We start from the raw sequence: 17,306 nt of genomic DNA on the forward strand, positions 1-17,306 counted from the left end.
GTCGGCCGTGCCCATGGCCTGATTATCTGGTTTTCATTGGATCAGCTTTGCCACCTTCGGCGACCGTGACGCTGCCGACCTTTCCTGAGCCGGTCAGTCTGCCGCCCTCTTTGACCGTGACTTTGCCGGAGACCTCCCCATCAACGACAAGCAGTCCCGAGACGGAAACGTCACCGGTCAACAATCCGGTCACGCGCAACTCCGCCCCAGACGCCACTTCGGTCATGCCCGAATATTTGTTCTTTCCGCTCAGCGTCAGCTTGCCACCGGCGACGACGAGGCCGCCGCTGTCGCCGGCGTCATCATAGTTCGCGATCGTTCCATCAAATTGCCCGTCGGCTTCTGTCAAGATCAGTCTTCCCGCACCCAGATAGACCTCGCCTCTACCGCTAAGGTTGCGAATGGCCGTATCGTTCAGGGAGTGCGCCACTCCCCAGGGCTTCAGGTAGTTTCCTTTCTGATCAATGTTGAGCACACCGTCGACCATGACGCGCGAGGAATGCTCGATGCTGCCCGGCCCGGCCAGAGTAAGATACCCATCGTCTGCGATATAGGTTGTGCCGGTGTAGGTATTGGCCCCGGTCATGCGCACGTCCGCGTCCTTCTCGATCGTGAAGTCGCCGGCGCCGGAGATGATGCCGGCCAGTCCGAGCCATCCTTTGCTTCCAGCATCGCCGGTCGCGCGATTCAGCTGCACTTGATCCTCGGCAGCCGCGTCTGTTGTAAAGTTAACAGCGCTGACAAAATAGGGTGAATATGCGGTCGTCTTGTTCTCCAGATCGTACATTGCGGAATTTGACTGGAAGAAGGGTAGCCCGACAACAACTCCATTGCCTCCCTCCTCATCGCTTTGGCGATCCATAACGACATCGCTGTATTCCTTGTTGTTGAAACTATCTTCAAATCCCAAAATCTTAAAATCGACTGCCGTATAATCATATTCATCAAGCTTAAATCCTTTCGAGCGAAGCTTATTAAAAAAGCCTTCTGTGGTGATACCGAGAAAGGTCGACGATCCAGTATCCAATAAAACAGGTCCACTGAAATCAACCGATTGCTTCTTTCCCTTATGATCAAAAGAAATTGTATAATGGTAAGACCCTTCGTAGTGATTGGATGCGTTCGCGCCCGATCGCGGGAATCGTCTCTGGCGGAATTCATAATCCAGTTCGCCCCAGGGCATCAGGGCCGTAAACTGGGATCTCAGACTGGGGGACAAATTCAGCGTCAGGCAGGGAGCGCAGCCCGGTGTCGTCTTCTTTCCAAGATTTGCATTGGCCGAGACCACATAGCCGCTTTGTGTCTGACTGGCGGGAGCGGCGGCCTCGTCCCCCTCATCGAGAAAATCGCCGGCTCCAAAGACGCCGTAAAACGTCGTCGAACCACCGGGTTCGCCATTCTGCATGCTCTTGCGCGCATTAAGATCCGCATAGACCGGCGTATCGCCGCGGTGGCCAACGGGCTTTTGCGTCAATTTCATATCCTTGAGATAGCCGAAACCCTTGGTGAAGACGTAATCCACCACCCGACCGGCGCCATAGCCACCGTCGAAGGTTACGACAGGCTCCGAGGGATCATCCGGATCGTAATAGGACAGGCTGTCGAACCGGACCTGCTGTACCCAATCTCCATAGGTGCCGTCTCCATAGGCGTACATTTCGGGCTTGCTGCCGTGCACCGGCTCTACGCCAGGGACACTCGAATCGATCTCGGCGTTGAACTCATCCGACCCGGTGTCGAATTCGAACAAACGAGGCTTGGCACCATTGATGCCCAACGCAATCCCGAGCTTGTGATAAACGACGTCAGCGCTTCCGTGGCCCCTAACATGTTGCAATGGAATAGGTATCGGGTCGGCAGCCTGGGCAAGGCCGGTCTGGCCGTTCTCATCGGCCACGGCAGGTACGGCATGTGATGTGTTCGCTGCCGGAACGGGGCAGCTCGCATCGCCTTCCCTGCATTTCAGGTAACCCTCGAAATCTTTGACACGGGATTGCGTCAGGCTGTCCATGCACTCCGCGATGAGCGTTGGCATCACGCTTTCTCCGGCCGCTCCTGCGGTCTGGAAACTGCACTCGGCGTCGCGAAATTTGACCCAATCCCGCTGTGCTTGAACGAGAAGCGTCTTGGTATCCGCATCGTCGTTCAGGCGGGCTTCGATCTGCTTGTAAAGCTCGTTCAGCTTCTTGTCGGATTCCTTGAATGCAGCGTCGGCGCATTCGTTCGTGGTGGCCTGGTTCTTGGCGGCGTCATAGCACTTGTCTTGGGCAAATACGGACGCTGGCATGGCCAAGATCATGGCAGAGGTCAGGATCGAGGTTTTCATCGACTGTGCTCTGTTTAGAACCGCAGGCCCGGACGACCGCTAGTTAGAATCGTCATCGTCCGATCCATTACTGTCGTCGCTACTGTCATCCGACGCATCGCCATCCGTGCTGTCATCGTCGGTGTTAGTGCTGTTTTGGTCATCGTCACCGCCCGCTGAGTCTTCATCGTCGTTCTGATCGCCAGAATTGTCCTGGTCATCGGAACTATTGTTGTCGGTATTGTCATCCGAGCTATCGTCGTCGGTGTTGTCGTCATCACTATCGTCCGACTGCTGTTCATCGTCATTCTGATCGCTTGAATCGTCCTGATCATTGGAACTGTCATCGGTGCTCTCGTCCGAGGTATCGCCATCGGTGTCTGCGCTGCTATCGTTGGAATCGTCGTCAGCATCGGCAGAAGTCGCGTTGGCGTCTGGACTGGCGTCGCCGGGCAGCGAGTCGTCTTCGCGATAGCTTGTTTCTTCGAGGCTTGTCTCCATCTCGTCGTCGTATTGATCGACGATCTGCGTCCACTCCTCATGGTTATCGACGCTCGTCCATTGCGAGATATTGTTCACCGAGATGTTGGTATTGAAGTTGTTGACGGTGATGTTGGTAGTGACCTCGACGACATCTGCGACTTCTGTTCCGCGGTTCACGCCAAACAGAAAACTGGTAGCGCTCACGGCAAGAGCGGCCCATACGAGTCGGTCGACATCGGTCGGCGTCGAAATCGGTTGATGCCGCACTGTGGCAAGCACGTCACCCGGCCGGATGCCTTGCCGCGCGGCAACGCCATGGGGTGCAACGGCCAAGACATACACGCCGCGAAGCTTGGGCGGGATCTGGTAGCGGTGCCGAGAGGCGTGGTTGATGGGTATCAAGACCGCGTTAAGAGCCCGGGAAACATAGGGTTTCGGCAGATCATATTTGCTGGCATACGCAACATTGATCGTGTGCGGGACAGCTACACTCACAACAGCCGTCATTTTCACTGAAGTTGCCAATGCACGGGCGAACTGCATTATCAGTCTGGATTTTCGAACGGTTTGCATTTTGCACATCCTGCAGCTGATGATTGGAGTCGATCTCAGAGCCCCGGCGCCCGGAGCGCTCACCAATCATTCTCCCCCTGCACCAACGGTCAGCGGCAATTTCCAGCGATCATCACTGTCATTCCGTAACTTCCTCGGCAAAACACTTTGCCAGATCTTGCGGCGCTCCGAGCTTCTTCGCCCAGGATACCAGTTCAGGTTTTTCCGACGGGTCGGCATAGCCGCCCCACACGTCGCGAAATTGCTTTTTTCCGTCGACCGTCTGGAAGAACATCACGCCGTCGTCGCTCACCGGCGTGGAGACGTAGGCGGCGCTCCAGTTGCCGTTCTCCATGATCGTGATGAACTTCACCCGAGCAGGCTTGACCTTGTTGTCCAACGCCGAGGCAACGAGGGGGGCATATTCCTGCTTGCGCGCCTTCGTCACATCGACCTTTACGCCGTCGCAGGCACCATTCGCGGCGAAAGCGAAGGTCAGCGTCATTCCCAACCCCATGAGACCGATCATCACGATTTTGGCACATCGCGGGATAAGACCGTTGGATTCAAACATGAGGGCATCCTCTTCATTCGTATTGGAGGGTCCACTAATCGGAATCGTCGTCGTCCGATGAACTGTCATCGTCCGGTGTATCGACTTTGCAGCCGATGCCGCGGCAGCCTTGGTAGTTGCCTTGCGTATCGAAGTTCGGATTGCCTTCCTTGTCGTACTGCGGCCTGTCGTCGATGCTTTGATCCCCGTCATCAGGATCGTCGACTTTACATCCGAGCCCATGGCAGCCGATGTAGCGGCCCCTGGTATCGAAGTTGGGATTGCCGGTCCTGTCGAACTGCGGCCGGTCGTCTATCTTTCGACTTCCTTTATGGGACCGATCAACCAGGCAGCCCCTTCCGCGGCAACCATCGTAGTCGTCGGTGGTACAACCGGAGATCGCCATCAAAGCAGTGGCCAAGGCCGCATAGATTACGAATTTCATGATTCATTCCTCCGACTGGCTGGCGGCTCGGATCGTCCGCATCGGAAGGCTATCGCAGGCGGCGATCGCCGCTTTTGCCGCGAAGGCTGGCGCCAATCGGAGGAGGGCAAAGCTTCGCCGGCCATCGAACGAGAGCCCGGCTGTGGACGATGCATTCGACGAGTTAGCCGACGGTTGCGGTAATCTCTTACGTGGGAGGGAACGCTCCCGGCGGGGGCCGCCGCATTAGCGAATGTCAATATTCCTCTCCATGCTTAGTGCCCCGTCCGCCCAAGCATGTTTCAACGATCCGCTGACGCGGCTGTGCTTCTAAAAAGTTGCATCCGATTCGGCCTGCGGCAAGGAAAAACCACAATATTGCGGCGATGAATTTTGCAAATGCTTAATAATTCGGAACCAGCGCCGGCTATCTTAGTAGATGCTGAAATATGGTCGGAAGCAAGTTTGCGGAATACGCTCTTAGCTTCATTCTCTTTATCTCGCGTTATTGCAAGTAGTTTCTCATATGTTATTGTGACTTCTCGCCCAGCCTTGTAAAAAGGCGCGACGGCATCGCTTCTATATGATCGCTATAATCCAAATCTATTGTGGTATTTTTTTCGAATCCAGCCAAGCCGTTGCGCAGGCCGAAAGAAACGCCGCTCAATCATTCGACTTTTTCAACGCTGCGGCGTGCCGCATAGAGGCGCAGTGGGGGCGCCGCGGCCGCGTTGTGAGCATCTTCCCAGTCGGATTGTCATCGGGTAGCGTGCAGGGAAGGCACGTGAAGGCGCTCTCTTTGGCTAACGCACTGCCGCACCTTCAGCAGTTGCCCGTCGGAAGATGGGGCTGGTGTCACAACCCGGTGCTTGCCGCGACAGATTGTTCCCGTCCCGGTTCATTTCAGTACCGAAGCGAGGGGGAAGAGATGCACAACCGATTTCGGCAGTGCCTGCGGAAAGTATCGCTGGCGGCATTGACGATGCTGGCGCTAAACATCCCGGTCCACGCGGCTGATCTCGTCATTGCAATGCCGAACTGGCCGTCGGGCCAGGCGACGGCAAATATCCTCAAGGTCAGCCTGAAGGAAAATTTCGGGCTCGATGCCGATGTGCGCGAGATGGGGACGCTTATTGCCTTTGCCGGCCTCAATTCTGGTGAGGTGGATATTCATCCCGAAATCTGGCTGCCCAATCTGGATAATCTAGTGAAGAAGTATGTGGACGGGGCCGGCACGGTGGCCATCAGCCCCATTGGAGTGCCGGCCTGGCAAGGCATATGCGCGACGCGTGAAGCAGCCGACAAATTTGGAATTCACGACGTTTCGGATCTCAGCGACCCGAAGAAAACCGCCGCGCTGGATACCGACGGTGACGGGCGTGGCGAACTCGGGATAGGCGCTGAGGGTTGGTCCTCAACCGCTATCGAGCGCGTCCGCGCCAACAGCTATGGTTATGCCAAGACAATGACCTTGCTGGAGACGCCCGAGGATGCCGGAATGGCGGCTGTCGATGCCGCGGTCGCCACGGATCATCCAATGGTGTTTGCCTGCTACGCGCCGCACTACGTCTTTGAGCTGCACGACATTGTCCGGCTTACCGAGCCGCCCTTCGATCCGGCAAGGTGGAAGATCGTACTGCCGTCAGAGGACCCGCTCTGGGTCTCGAAGTCCAGCGCGCCGGTGTCATGGGATACCGCCCATTTCCATATCGCCTACGCCACCTCGCTGCGCAAAAAATATCCGAAGGTGGTGGCGTTCCTGGAACGGGTCGAGCTGAAGCCCGAGGAAATCACCAAGATGAGTTATGCGCTCCAGGTAGAGCGTCAGGATTCTTACGAATACGCCAAACAATGGGTTGCCGCACAAGGCGCCCGGGTGCAGGGGTGGGCAAATCCATGACCCGAAATCTGATGACCGTGGGGCGCGCCACTCTCCAGCGGAGCTCCCTTGCAACAATTGTCGCGGTAGCGTTCGGTCTTGTCGCCGTGGCGGCGGTGGCTGCGGGAACACAGGTTTTTGACCCGAAAACCCACAAATGGGTGGACTACGATCGCACCAAGGCGCGCAAATACTATGCCGCGCATAATGAAGTGCCCGAGGCATTTCGTCCGCAGATGGTCAAGTTCCGCACCGCGGAAGTGCCGGGCACGATCATCATCGATGGCAACCAGCACTTTCTCTACCTTGTGCAGCTGGGTCAGCAGGCCATGCGCTATGGTATCGGCGTGGGCCGGGAGGGGTTTGGCTGGGCCGGCATCGTGCGCGTCGGCCGCATGGCGGAGTGGCCGACCTGGACACCTCCGGCCGAAATGGTCGCTCGCGATCCAAAGGCGGTGAAATATGCCGGAGGCATGAAGGGGGGGCCGGACAACCCGCTCGGCGCAAGGGCGCTCTACCTCTATGAGCGCGACCAGGACACGATCTACCGGATACTCGGCACCCCGGAGAGCCCTGGACGATCGGGCTCGACGTGTCGTCGGGATGTATCCGGATGAGGAACGACGACATCGTCGATCTTGCATCGCGCGTCAAGGTTGGGGCCAAGGTCATCGTCCTCATGCAGGGGGCGGCACTTTACAAAGGTGTGTGAGCGGCATTCGGAGAGGGACAAGCAATATCGGCAAAAAATGCAGTGAGAACTTCGATCCGGGCGACAGCAATCGGATTCCTGGCTGGAGCCCTTGGCGCTTGCGTCAGCGCGCCACCGCCGCCGCCGCAGGACCAGATGTCCAGGACCAAGGTCGAGACGGCCCCGGCGGACCTTCAGCTGCTTTGCGCCAATGCGGTCGCCAAGGCCAGCGGCGTCGACAGCACGAAGATACTTCCGGTTTCATCGAGCAAGCTCGATTCCAAGACCTATCAGGTCGAACTCGATGCCGGCGGCAAGAAGACAAGCTGCCTCGTGGATACCGACGGCAATGTCAAATCCGTTGAGCCCGTCTGATCCGCTCCGGTCGATGAATTTTGCGACCGAATCTGACCATTGCCGCCTTGGCTGCGGACATGACGATATTTGGGGCGGCCAGCCGCGATGAGCGGTTTAGAGAACCCGGCTAACCGCGCCTGCTTCACCCCAGCCCGATCCGCTTGGCGCCTTGCCGGAACAGCGCCTCGGCGTCCGGCTCGAAGCGGAAGGTGCCGATGAAATCATCGGCGCAATAGTTCGGCAGCGTCTTGCGCAACGCGGCGGCGAAACCTTGAGCCTCGTCCAGCCGTCCCGCCAGCGCAAGGCAATGCGCGGCGATTGCCAGGATGATGGCATGGGCGTTGGGACGCGCGGCTGCTTTCAGCGCCCATTCGGCGGCTTCATCGAACTGGCCGAGCCGGACATGCGACATCGCCCTGGCGCCCAGCATGCCGAACAGCAGCGGATCGAAGGGGCTCAGATGCCTGGAATGGTCGGATGAGCCGATCGCGGCCTTCGGGTCGCCGGACTGCGAGTGGACGAAAGACAGGGCATAGTGGCCAAGCGCGAAATTAGGGCTGAGGTCGACGGCGCGTTCCAGCTCGATGAGGGAGCCGTCCTGCTCGCCGCGCAGCCACAGCGCCCGCCCCATGGCCCAATGCGCGGCCGGATTGTGATCGTCGACGAGAAGGCTCTGGCCGGCTGCCTCGAAGGCCATGGCGCTCTCCTGATCGCGGTCGCCCCAGCGCTGGAAGGCATTTTGCCAATGAGTGAAGGAGAGCCCGGCATAAGCGCGGGCGAAGGTAGGATCGAGCTTCAAGGCCAGGTCGAAGAAATGCCGGGCCTGCTCGTTTTCCGCGCGGGTGAAGCGGTACATGTGCCACAGGCCGCGGTGATAGGCCTCCCAGGCGTTCAGCGAATTGGGCGCCTTCAGCATGGCGCGGTTGCGCTCGACCGTCTCGATCTCGGCCGAGATCGACGAGACGATGCTGTTGCCGATATCATCGAGCACGGCAAAGATGTCGTCCGGCTTGCGCTCGAACGTCTCGGCCCAGACTATCCTGGCCGTGCGCACTTCGACCAGCTCGACAGCAACGGTGACGCGGCCCGCCTGGCAGCGCACCATGCCGGTGGCGACATAGTCGACGTTGAGCCGCCGCCCGGCATCTTCGGGCGCGATGTTTTTCTCCGCCAAGGCAAACACCGAGCCGCGCGCGATGACGAAGAAATCCCTGAGCTTGGCCAGGCGGGTGATGATGTCGTGGGTCAGGCCGTCGGCAATCCCTCCGCGAGGGCCACCAGGAACGCCGCCGATGCCGGCCTGTTCAATAAACGGCATCACCGCAAGCGAAGCCTTGCGCGACGTTGCGGCGTTGGGATCGGCAAGCATGATAGGAGGTACCGAGAGCGGAACGGCCGGCTGCACCCATGATGACGCGCCGTGCTGACAGCGGATTGCCCGCCATGCGTCGCGAACGGGTCCGAAATCCAGATCTTCGGACTGGAAGTGCCGTGCGGCGGCCGCAATATGCTCCTCGGCCGCGCCGAACTGGCCGCGCTGGGCGAGCCTCGTCAGCAAGGCCAGATGCACACGGCCGTCGAACGGAGCGAGCTCCAGCCATTTTTCGAGGTGCGCGGACACGTCATCGGAATCGCTGGGGAGACGCTCGACAAGCTGTTGCAGCACCGCCGCGTGGCATGAGCTGAAGCGGCGGCGCTGAGCGGTCAACCAGCTGTTGAAATGCGGGCTGCGGTCGATCTCCAGCCCGTCGAGGAAATCGCCGGGGAACAGCCGGGAAAGCGCCAGCAGGCGTTCGAGCTCGAGCGTCTCTATTCCCTTCGTCGCGGCGGAGGCAATCTCCACGGCATCCACGGATACACCGTTCAGGTCGAGCGCGACCGTGTCGCCCTGTGCCTCGATCCTGCTCCGATCGGATTCGTCGAGAACGCCTCGAAGCTTGCTGAGGCACCAGCGGAGTTCGCCGCGCGGGTCGTTCGGCACGTCCCACAAAAGCTCGCAGAGCCGGCTGCGGCCGACCGGATGCGGCGCCAGCGCCAGATAGGCGAGCAGCGCACGCAGCTTGCGCGATTTTGGGAGCTGGATGATGATGCCGTTGCGTGCGATCGTCAGCGGGCCGAGCAGGCGCACGGAAAGGCCGGTCACCTCGCCGTCGAGGCTCGATCGGGTGGATTCCACGTGCGTTTCCACGCCTGCTCCCACGCTGGCCAGTCGGCCTTTGTTTTATCACCAAACGCGACACGGTGCATCCGGCGGCGAATTTCCGCGCCGGATGCCGCCATGGCCACATTGCCGGGAGGCAAATGTAGTGCGGCAAGGTCTCGAAACCTCGCCGCCCAAGCCACCGGTCTGTAACCGGCCCGTGACGACAAGAGACAACGACGAAGCGAGGAGATCGACATGTTGCATCAACAGAAAATCAGAACCACCGCCGGGCGCGGCCGCCTGTTCGACAGCATTCTCGACACGGTCGGCGATACGCCGGTGATCCGCATCAACAATCTCGGACCGGATCATGCGACGATCTATGTGAAGGCCGAGTTCTTCAATCCCGCCGCCTCGGTGAAGGACCGGCTGGCGCTCAACATCATCGAGGAAGGCGAGCGCAGCGGCGCCTTGACGCCGGGCCAGACCGTGGTCGAGGCGACCAGCGGCAACACCGGAATCGGCCTTGCCATGGTCTGCGCCCAAAAGGGCTATCCGCTGGTGGTGACGATGGCCGACAGTTTTTCCATCGAACGCCGCAAGCTGATGCGCATGCTGGGCGCCAAGGTGGTGCTGACGCCACGCGCCCAGAAGGGTTTTGGCATGTACAAGAAGGCGGTGGAGCTGGCCGAAGCCAATGGCTGGTTTTTGGCCCGCCAGTTCGAAACCAAGGCCAACGCCGCCATTCACGAGGCGACGACGGCGCGCGAGATCATCAACGATTTCGCCGGCTCGCGGCTCGACTGCTTCGTCACCGGCTATGGCACGGGCGGCACCGTCGTCGGCGTCGGGCGCGTGCTGCGGCAGGAGCGTCCGGAGACCCGGATCGTGCTCGCCGAACCGGCCAACGCGCAGCTGATCGGCAGCGGCAAGCCGCAGCAGCGCGGCGCCGGTGGCGCGCCTGCCGCCAGCCATCCGGCCTTCGAGCCGCATCCGATCCAGGGCTGGACGCCCGACTTCATTCCGGACGTGCTGCAAGAGGCGATCGACGCCAGCCTCTATGACGAGGTGGTGCCGATTGCCGGGCCCGAGGGCATGAAATGGGCCAAGGCGCTGGCGCAGAAGGAAGGGATTTTCACCGGCATCTCCGGCGGAGCGACCTTCGCTGTGGCGCGGCAGATCGCGGAAAAGGCGGCGCCCGGCTCGGTGATCCTGTGCATGCTGCCCGATACTGGCGAACGCTACATGACGACACCGCTGTTCGACGGCATCGAAGCCGAGATGGACGCCGAGGAGACTGCGCTTTCGCAGTCGACGCCCGGCTGCCAGTTTCCGGCGTGACGGCGGCACATCGGGAGCGGCCTGTATGGACACGAGGCCTGGATTGGCCATCACGGCCACCGAGGAAACGCTTGACCCCTCGAACTGGGCCGACGTGCAGGTCCTGTCGCATCGGATCGTCGACGATGCCGTCGCTTACCTGCGCGATGTCAGAGAGCGTCCGGTGTGGCAGGAGATGCCGGTTGATGTGAGGACTTTCTTCACGGCGCCGCTGCCGCGTTCGCCGGCTCCGCTGGCCGAAATCTACGGCGACGTCACAGGGAAGCTGATGCCCTATCCGATGGGCAACATCCATCCGCGCTTCTGGTCCTGGTATATGGGCTCTAGCAATTTCACCGGCGCGCTCGGCGATTTCCTGGCGGCGATCCAGGGCTCCAATCTCGGCGGCGGGAACCATGCCGCTGCGTTGATGGACAACCAGGTCGTCGACTGGTGCAAGGAAATGATGGGCTTTCCGCAATCGGCCAGCGGCACGCTGGTCAGCGGCGGCTCGATGGCCAACATCATCGGGCTGACCGTGGCGCGCAACGCCAAGGCGGGCATCGACATACGCGAGCACGGGGTTGCCGGCATCGACAAGCCACTGCGTTTCTATGGCTCCGACCAGCTTCACTCCTGCCATCGCAAGGCGATGGAGGCGCTCGGCCTCGGCAACCGGGCACTGCGTCGCATCCCGAGCGATGCGGGGCTGCGCATCGACATCGCTGCGTTGCGGGCGGCGATTGTCGAGGACCGTAACGCGGGCTTCAAGCCGGCCTGCGTGATCGGCACGGCCGGCACGGTGAACACCGGCGCGATCGACGATCTGCAAGCGCTGGCAGACCTGGCGTCACAAGAGGATCTGTGGTTCCATGTCGACGGGTGCATCGGCGCCCTGCTTGCGATTGCGCCGGACAATTCGCATCGCGTTGCCGGCATTGAACGCGCCCACTCAATCGCGCTCGATCCGCACAAATGGCTGCACGCGCCATTCGAGGTCGGCTGCGCGCTGATCAGGGATGCCTCCGCGCATCGCGGCACGTTCGCGGTGACGCCGGAATATCTGGAATCGACCCCGCGCGGACTCGCCTCCGGCCACTGGCTGCACGATTTCGGCTTGCAGACGTCACGCGGTTTCCGCGCGCTGAAGGTGTGGATGGCGCTGAGAGAGCACGGCATCGAAAAGTTCGGCCGGCTGATCGATCAGAACATTGCGCAGGGACATCATCTCAGCGCGCTGATCGAGGCGGAACCGGCTCTCGAACTGGTGGCACCGGTGAACATTAACATCGTTTGTTTTCGCCACCGCGGCGACGGGCAGACGGGAGAGAGGCAGAAGGCGCTCAACACCGAGATCATGCTGAGGCTGCAGGAAGAAGGCATCGCCGCCATTTCCGACACGACAGTGCATGGCCAGCATTGCCTCAGGGTGGCGATCAACAACCACCGCACCCGTCGCGACGATCTTGACCTGCTGATCCGGGAAACGGTGCGGCTCGGGCAGGAGATTTCAGCGACGGGCGCGACGGGCTAACGCCGGCCTTTCTTTCGAGCGGCGAGACTAGGCATCGAGCCAGACCTTCTCGAAATGCTGCTCGAGCGACTGGTGCTGCTCGCAGCCATGGACGCCCTTGCGGTAGGTGCGGTAAACCGAGCGCCAGTAGGGCTGGATGATAACGCCGGAATCGCGCAGATTCTGTTCGATCTTGGCCATGAGCTCCTTGCGGGCGCCGGGATCAGGCATCGCCAGCGCCTTGTCGAGCAGAGTGTCGAACTCCGGATTGGCATAGGCGCTCTCGTTCCACGCGGCGCCAGACTTATAAGCGAGCGCCAGCACCTGGACGCCGAGCGGCCGGCCGAGCCATTCCGTGCAGGAGAAGGGATATTTGCTCCAATCGTTCCAGAACGTCGCGGCCGGCAGCACAGTGCGCTTGATCTTCAGCCCGGCCTCGCGCATCTGCGCGGCGATGGCGTCGCCGGTGCTCTTCTGCCAGTCGACGTCGACTGAGATGAGTTCATATTCGTGGTCGGCCTTGCCGGCCTCGGCGAGCAGGGCCTTGGCTTGATCGGTGTTGCGGACGGCCGGGCCGATATCGGCATATTCGGGATGCATCGGCCCGACGTGATGGTTCTCGGCAGGCTTGCCGCGATTGTCCATGCCGATCTTCAGCACGGCGGCGTTGTCGACCGCGAGCTGGGCGGCGCGGCGCACCTTGATGTCGTCATAGGGCGGATTGCCGATGTTGAAACGCGCGACGATGGTCGAACCGGTGGCGATTTCCGAATTGCTCAGGCCCATGGAGTCGGTCTGCGAAACCGTGTCGGAGGCGGTTTCGTGGTCGGTATCTACTTCGCCCGATTCGAAGGCCGACAGCATGGCGTTGGGATCGGAGCCGTAGTCGACCCATTTGATGCCGTCGAGGTAGAAGTCGCCCTTCCACCATGGCTTGTCCTTACGGCGGACTTCGGCGCCGACCTCGGCGTCCCATGCGACGAGTTCGCAAGGCCCGGTAGTGATCGCCAATGCCTTCAGCGGATCGCCGTCGCCTTCATAGCTGCGGTGCATGATCAGCGCCGGATAGTCGGCCATGCCGGCGATCAGCGAAATGTCGGGCTTGGGCAGATTGAGCCGGACGATGAAATCGTCGACGCGCTCGATGCCGCCGTCGACGGCCTTCTTGGTATCGGCGTTGACCAGTGCGCCCATGCGCGCGGCGACCGAATTGCCGGCGACGGACGCATCGCACCAGCGCGTCAGATTGTGAATGACATCGTCGGCGTTGAAGGTGTCGCCGTTCGACCAGGTGATGCCCTTGCGGACATGCAGCGTCAGCACGCGGGCGTCGTCGCTGGTTTCCCAGCTCTCGAGCAGCCATGGCTCGAAGGTGAAGTCGCGCTTCCAGCGCACCAGATATTCGTTGCACTGGCGGGCGACGTTGGACATCTCGACGCCGTCGAAAGTGCGCGGATCCTTCCAGCCCTTGACGTTCATGGCGACACGCAAGATGCCGCCGCGCTTCGGTTCCTCGGCCCTGGCCGGTGACGGCGCAAGCCCGCCCAGCGCCAGCGCGCCGGCAGCGCTGACGCCGAGCGCAGCCATGGTGGCGAGATATTCGCGCCGGTTCATCTGGCCTTTCTTGAAGCCATCGGCGACGGGCTCCGCCTGCGGATGCAATTTCCGGTCGGTCAGCATGAACTTCATCGTAAATCCTCCCTGTCGGGCCGGCGCATCGCGGATGCGGGCTCCTTACGTGGCGTGATGATAGGGCTGGCCTGACCGAAGCAGTGTTCGGGTTTCCGCAGTTGTTGTGCGCTGTTCCGCGACAGTGGAGATTGGAGGACGGTCCGCGTCACTCAGGCCAATCACCTCCGCCCAGCGCGGCTATTGCCGCGATTATGCGCTCAAACGCCTGGCCGGCGCGCGGTGCGGTTTTGCGGGCGCGCAGGAAGCTGTGCACCAGCCGCGGCTCTTCGCGCCACCATGCCTGGCCGCCGGCGGCAAGGATGCGATCGCGATAGGCCTTGCCGTCAGCCGACAGCGGGTCGCATTCGGCAGTGATGACGACGGTCGGCGGCAGGCCAGAGAAGTCCGTATCGCCGAGCGGCGAAAATGTCGGGTCGTCCGGCGACTGCCCCTTCCCTGCCCGGATATGCCGATAGAATTCGACGTCGCGCAATGTCAGCAGTGGCGCCTCTGCGTGCTCGACATAGGAGCCGGCGCGCGCTTTGCCGTCCAGCTCGGGGCCGTCTAGCTCGTCACCGCCGAGCTCGGGATAAATCAGCACCTGGCCGATCGCATGGCGAGGATGGCGGCGCGTCGCATGCGCGACGGCGGCGGCAAGATTGCCGCCGGCACTCTCACCGCAGAGTACGAGCGGCATGCCGGTCGTCGCCGCAGCCCATTCGAATACGGCCAGCGCATCCTCGAAGGCCGCCGGATGCAGATGCTCGGGCGCCAGCCGGTAGTCTGCGGACAGAACGGGAAAGCCAGTGCCGGCGCAAATCTCGGCGCAGATGTCGTCATGGCTGTCGAGCCCGCCAAGGACGAAGCCGCCGCCGTGATAATAGACGACCATCGCTTGTGGCGCCGTGCCCGCCATCTGGTAACGCCGGACCGGGATCGCATGGTCAATGGCAGGAACCGCGCTGTCGCTGGCCTTGACACCGGACGGATAGGGCTCGCGGAACGCCCGGCACATGGCGTCATAGACCGCCCGCTGCCTGTCGATCGGCATGTAGACGATCTCGGGCGGATACGACTCATTGACCCGGTCGATATAAGCCCACAGCTCCGGATCGAGCAGCGTTTGGTATTTTCCGCGCTCTGTCGTTTCTGGTCGATCGGCCTCGGTGATCATCGCGGCGCGGTCCCGCTCAGAGCTTGGCGTAGAGGCGGGCGGCGTTTTCGTAGCTGAAGCGCAATGGCACCGAGCCCTCGACCTGCCAGGCTTCGACCGTCTCGCCGGCCAGCAGCCGACAGGCGCCGTCGGTGGTGGTGACGGCGCCGCCATAGAGCCGGTTGGCGAGATTGAGAATGGCCGTCTGATGCATCGCCGTGCTGCCGCTGCCGCAGGCATCCTTGACCAGCAGCACGCGAAACCCGAGCGCCACCGCGTCCTTTACGGTGGCATCGATGCAGGCCTCGGTCCAGACGCCGGCAACGACCAGCCACTCGACGCCATCGGCCTTCAGCCGCTCGGCGGCAGGCCCCGCGCGGAAGGCGCTGGCATCGGTCTTGACCAGCATCGTCTCGCCTGTCGCCGGGCCCACTTCCGGACAGATCGCCGTCAGTGGATCGTCCTTGTCGGAAAACGCCGACTTGCCGTTGGCCTCGACCGGGTGGAACGGCCGTGCCGTGGCGAGATCGACGATATAGGCCCAGTGGTACAGGGGCACATTGTTGGCCCGAGCCGCCTGCTGCAGCCGCTGGACGTTGGCGAGAATGTCGCCATAGCCTTCGACCAGATAGCGCTTGTCCCGCCGATGCTCCTCCTGGAGATCGATGAACACCGCCGCCGCCTTGCCGCGCTTGATCGAGATCGGGCTTTTCATGCAAAACTGCCTGTCAGCACTCAAACGTGCCTGTCAAGGAAATCGTCCTCATAGGGAAAGCGCGACAGGAGTTCGGTGCCGGTCTCGGTGATCAGGATCTCGTCCTCCAGCTTGACGCCCTCGCGGCCACCCTTTTCGCCGATATAGCTTTCGACGCTGACCACCATGCCGGGCACGATGACACCGTCGCGGCCATAGGTCTCGTAATCCATGGCATGCGCGATGAACGGCGTCTCGCCATGCATGCCGACGCCGTGCATGACCGAGGTGTAGCGCTGGTCGACGAAGCGGTCCGGGATCTTCCAGGCCTTTTCGGCAATCTCGCGAAACGCCATGCCCGGCTTGACGACCCCGATGTTGTGCTGAACCTGATCGTGCGCCATGCGGTAGAGCGATCTCTGATAATCGGTCGGCTTGCCCGGGCCGCAGCGGAAGGTGCGCGAAAAGTCCGAATAATAGCCGTAGCAGCCGATCGTGTCGGTATCGAGCGCCAGAAGTTCGCCCGGCCTGATCTTGCGGCCGCTCGCCTCATTGAACCATGGGTTGGTGCGCTGGCCCGAGGTCAGCAAACGGGTTTCGATGAATTCGCCGCCCTGGCGGATCACCTCGCCATACATGATGGCGAACAACTCGTTTTCGGATACGCCGGGCTTGATCGCCTCGCGCACCGCATAGACCGCAGCCTCGGCGCCAGCCATCGACACCTGCAGGCATTTTACTTCCTCTGGCGTCTTGACCGCGCGCACCGCCAAAATCTCGCCCTGGCAATCCCGGACGTCGCAGCCGCGCTTTTCCAACGCCAGTGCCTGCAGATGGCTGCAGCGGTCGAGCCCGAGCTTCATCGAGCCGCCGCCATGCGCCTTGAGCAATTCGGCGATCTCATCGGCGAACGGGCCGGCTGTTTCGTCGTCACGGCCCGACACCGAAGACCAGACCAGCTTCGACGGCCGCGCCTCGTCGATCGTGTCGAGCACCATCGAGACATGGTAGCTCTGCGGATATTCGAACAACACGATCGGCCCTTCGGTCGGGATGAAGAAGTAGCGCGTCGAGTTGCGCAGGAAATAGCCGAACATGTTGCGCGAGCCGGTGGCGTAGCGCTGGTTGTAGGGGTCGAACAGCACGACGCCGCCATAGCCGGCCTCGCGCATCCACGCGCGCAGCTTGGCCAGTCGCCCCTTGCGCAGCGCGTCGGCATTGATGAAGGACGGCTCGGTATCCGACAACCACATGCCGCCGGCCGGATCGGCCGCAGCCGGATGCCGCATGCGGTCCTTGAAGTCAACGTCCTCGGTGCTGTCGGGGTCGAAAACGACGATGCTCATGGGTGCCTCCTGGAAGCGAGACCATGGAGCAAAGGACGTGCGGGCGTTGTGCGGAAAACCGCAAATGTTGTGCTGGATGCCGTAGACAGGCTGGCGGGACAGCACCCCCCTCTGGCCTGCCGGCCATCTCCCCCGCAAGGGCAGGGCTATCGCATATGAGTGATGGCATTGATGAGATAGTCGTCGTTCCAGGCGCATTTCTTGATGCGATGGCTGATGGGA

13 protein-coding genes and 1 pseudogene are annotated in these 17,306 nt (G+C 61.5%); 5 read left to right on the forward strand and 9 right to left on the reverse strand.

The annotated features are described in order from the left end of the window. Positions 1–22: 22 nt before the first annotated feature. The 4 genes from NKH43_RS14975 to NKH43_RS14990 all read right to left on the reverse strand — a co-directional run bounded on the left by NKH43_RS14975 (position 23) and on the right by NKH43_RS14990 (position 4,338). Positions 23–2,326, reverse strand: a complete 2,304-nt coding sequence (locus tag NKH43_RS14975; protein ID WP_352858827.1) for a lysozyme inhibitor LprI family protein — start codon at positions 2,324–2,326, stop codon at positions 23–25. 39 nt (positions 2,327–2,365) lie between these two features. Beyond that, the gene (locus NKH43_RS14980) at positions 2,366–3,361 is read right to left on the reverse strand and encodes a PDZ domain-containing protein (protein WP_352858828.1); all 996 of its coding nucleotides are present in this window, start codon (positions 3,359–3,361) and stop codon (positions 2,366–2,368) included. A gap of 118 nt (positions 3,362–3,479) precedes the next feature. Beyond that, a complete protein-coding gene (locus NKH43_RS14985; RefSeq protein WP_352548652.1) occupies positions 3,480–3,914 on the reverse strand; it encodes a hypothetical protein in 435 nt (144 codons plus the stop codon). Between the two features lie 34 nt (positions 3,915–3,948). Further along, positions 3,949–4,338: a hypothetical protein gene (locus NKH43_RS14990; protein WP_352858830.1), complete on the reverse strand. Its 390-nt coding sequence runs from the start codon at positions 4,336–4,338 to the stop codon at positions 3,949–3,951. A 562-nt stretch (positions 4,339–4,900) separates the two neighbouring features. On the opposite strand from NKH43_RS14990, the gene NKH43_RS14995 reads away from it, so the two are divergent. The 3 genes and pseudogenes from NKH43_RS14995 to NKH43_RS15005 all read left to right on the forward strand — a co-directional run bounded on the left by NKH43_RS14995 (position 4,901) and on the right by NKH43_RS15005 (position 7,262). Next, complete coding sequence (locus NKH43_RS14995) at positions 4,901–6,217, forward strand: ABC transporter substrate-binding protein (RefSeq protein WP_352858832.1); 1,317 nt, start codon at positions 4,901–4,903, stop codon at positions 6,215–6,217. 11 nt (positions 6,218–6,228) lie between these two features. After that, positions 6,229–6,908, forward strand: a pseudogene (locus tag NKH43_RS15000) (L,D-transpeptidase). Between the two features lie 135 nt (positions 6,909–7,043). Beyond that, positions 7,044–7,262, forward strand: a complete 219-nt coding sequence (locus NKH43_RS15005) for a hypothetical protein (protein ID WP_352592252.1) — start codon at positions 7,044–7,046, stop codon at positions 7,260–7,262. Between the two features lie 124 nt (positions 7,263–7,386). Here the strand turns inward: NKH43_RS15005 and NKH43_RS15010 are convergent, their stop codons facing one another. Beyond that, positions 7,387–9,420 (reverse strand): transcriptional regulator, encoded by a 2,034-nt coding sequence (locus NKH43_RS15010; RefSeq protein WP_352858834.1) that lies wholly within the window; start codon positions 9,418–9,420, stop codon positions 7,387–7,389. A gap of 222 nt (positions 9,421–9,642) precedes the next feature. Here NKH43_RS15010 and NKH43_RS15015 point away from each other — a divergent pair, with 222 nt between their 5' ends. Next, a complete protein-coding gene (locus NKH43_RS15015; RefSeq protein WP_352481351.1) occupies positions 9,643–10,728 on the forward strand; it encodes a PLP-dependent cysteine synthase family protein in 1,086 nt (361 codons plus the stop codon). A 25-nt stretch (positions 10,729–10,753) separates the two neighbouring features. Beyond that, positions 10,754–12,241 carry a pyridoxal phosphate-dependent decarboxylase family protein gene (locus tag NKH43_RS15020; protein ID WP_352481350.1) on the forward strand — a complete coding sequence of 496 codons (1,488 nt, stop codon included), beginning with the start codon at positions 10,754–10,756 and terminating at the stop codon, positions 12,239–12,241. A gap of 27 nt (positions 12,242–12,268) precedes the next feature. Here NKH43_RS15020 and NKH43_RS15025 read toward each other — a convergent pair whose 3' ends face one another. The 4 genes from NKH43_RS15025 to NKH43_RS15040 form a co-directional block, all read right to left on the reverse strand. Continuing rightward, complete coding sequence (locus NKH43_RS15025) at positions 12,269–13,909, reverse strand: ABC transporter substrate-binding protein (RefSeq protein WP_352789131.1); 1,641 nt, start codon at positions 13,907–13,909, stop codon at positions 12,269–12,271. 148 nt (positions 13,910–14,057) lie between these two features. Beyond that, positions 14,058–15,065 carry an alpha/beta hydrolase gene (locus NKH43_RS15030; protein WP_352789134.1) on the reverse strand — a complete coding sequence of 336 codons (1,008 nt, stop codon included), beginning with the start codon at positions 15,063–15,065 and terminating at the stop codon, positions 14,058–14,060. A 16-nt stretch (positions 15,066–15,081) separates the two neighbouring features. Then, a complete protein-coding gene (locus NKH43_RS15035; RefSeq protein WP_352858837.1) occupies positions 15,082–15,759 on the reverse strand; it encodes an isochorismatase family protein in 678 nt (225 codons plus the stop codon). A gap of 20 nt (positions 15,760–15,779) precedes the next feature. Continuing rightward, the gene (locus NKH43_RS15040) at positions 15,780–17,084 is read right to left on the reverse strand and encodes a M24 family metallopeptidase (RefSeq protein ID WP_352845452.1); all 1,305 of its coding nucleotides are present in this window, start codon (positions 17,082–17,084) and stop codon (positions 15,780–15,782) included. Positions 17,085–17,306: the final 222 nt, after the last annotated feature.

The organism is Mesorhizobium sp. M1163 (genome assembly GCF_040318415.1).
GTDB lineage: Bacteria > Pseudomonadota > Alphaproteobacteria > Rhizobiales > Rhizobiaceae > Mesorhizobium.

What these genes read in the sequence shown, in the direction of transcription:
- NKH43_RS14985 (WP_352548652.1), bottom strand. Translation starts at nt 3,914, where the DNA reads ATGTTTGAATCCAACGGTCTTATCCCGCGATGTGCCAAAATCGTGATG.
- NKH43_RS15040 (WP_352845452.1), bottom strand. Translation starts at nt 17,084, where the DNA reads ATGAGCATCGTCGTTTTCGACCCCGACAGCACCGAGGACGTTGACTTC.
- NKH43_RS15030 (WP_352789134.1), bottom strand. Translation starts at nt 15,065, where the DNA reads ATGATCACCGAGGCCGATCGACCAGAAACGACAGAGCGCGGAAAATAC.
- NKH43_RS15020 (WP_352481350.1), top strand. Translation starts at nt 10,754, where the DNA reads ATGGACACGAGGCCTGGATTGGCCATCACGGCCACCGAGGAAACGCTT.
- NKH43_RS15035 (WP_352858837.1), bottom strand. Translation starts at nt 15,759, where the DNA reads ATGAAAAGCCCGATCTCGATCAAGCGCGGCAAGGCGGCGGCGGTGTTC.
- NKH43_RS14975 (WP_352858827.1), bottom strand. Translation starts at nt 2,326, where the DNA reads ATGAAAACCTCGATCCTGACCTCTGCCATGATCTTGGCCATGCCAGCG.
- NKH43_RS14990 (WP_352858830.1), bottom strand. Translation starts at nt 4,338, where the DNA reads ATGAAATTCGTAATCTATGCGGCCTTGGCCACTGCTTTGATGGCGATC.
- NKH43_RS15005 (WP_352592252.1), top strand. Translation starts at nt 7,044, where the DNA reads ATGTCCAGGACCAAGGTCGAGACGGCCCCGGCGGACCTTCAGCTGCTT.
- NKH43_RS15015 (WP_352481351.1), top strand. Translation starts at nt 9,643, where the DNA reads ATGTTGCATCAACAGAAAATCAGAACCACCGCCGGGCGCGGCCGCCTG.
- NKH43_RS14995 (WP_352858832.1), top strand. Translation starts at nt 4,901, where the DNA reads ATGATCGCTATAATCCAAATCTATTGTGGTATTTTTTTCGAATCCAGC.
- NKH43_RS14980 (WP_352858828.1), bottom strand. Translation starts at nt 3,361, where the DNA reads ATGCAAACCGTTCGAAAATCCAGACTGATAATGCAGTTCGCCCGTGCA.
- NKH43_RS15025 (WP_352789131.1), bottom strand. Translation starts at nt 13,909, where the DNA reads ATGAAGTTCATGCTGACCGACCGGAAATTGCATCCGCAGGCGGAGCCC.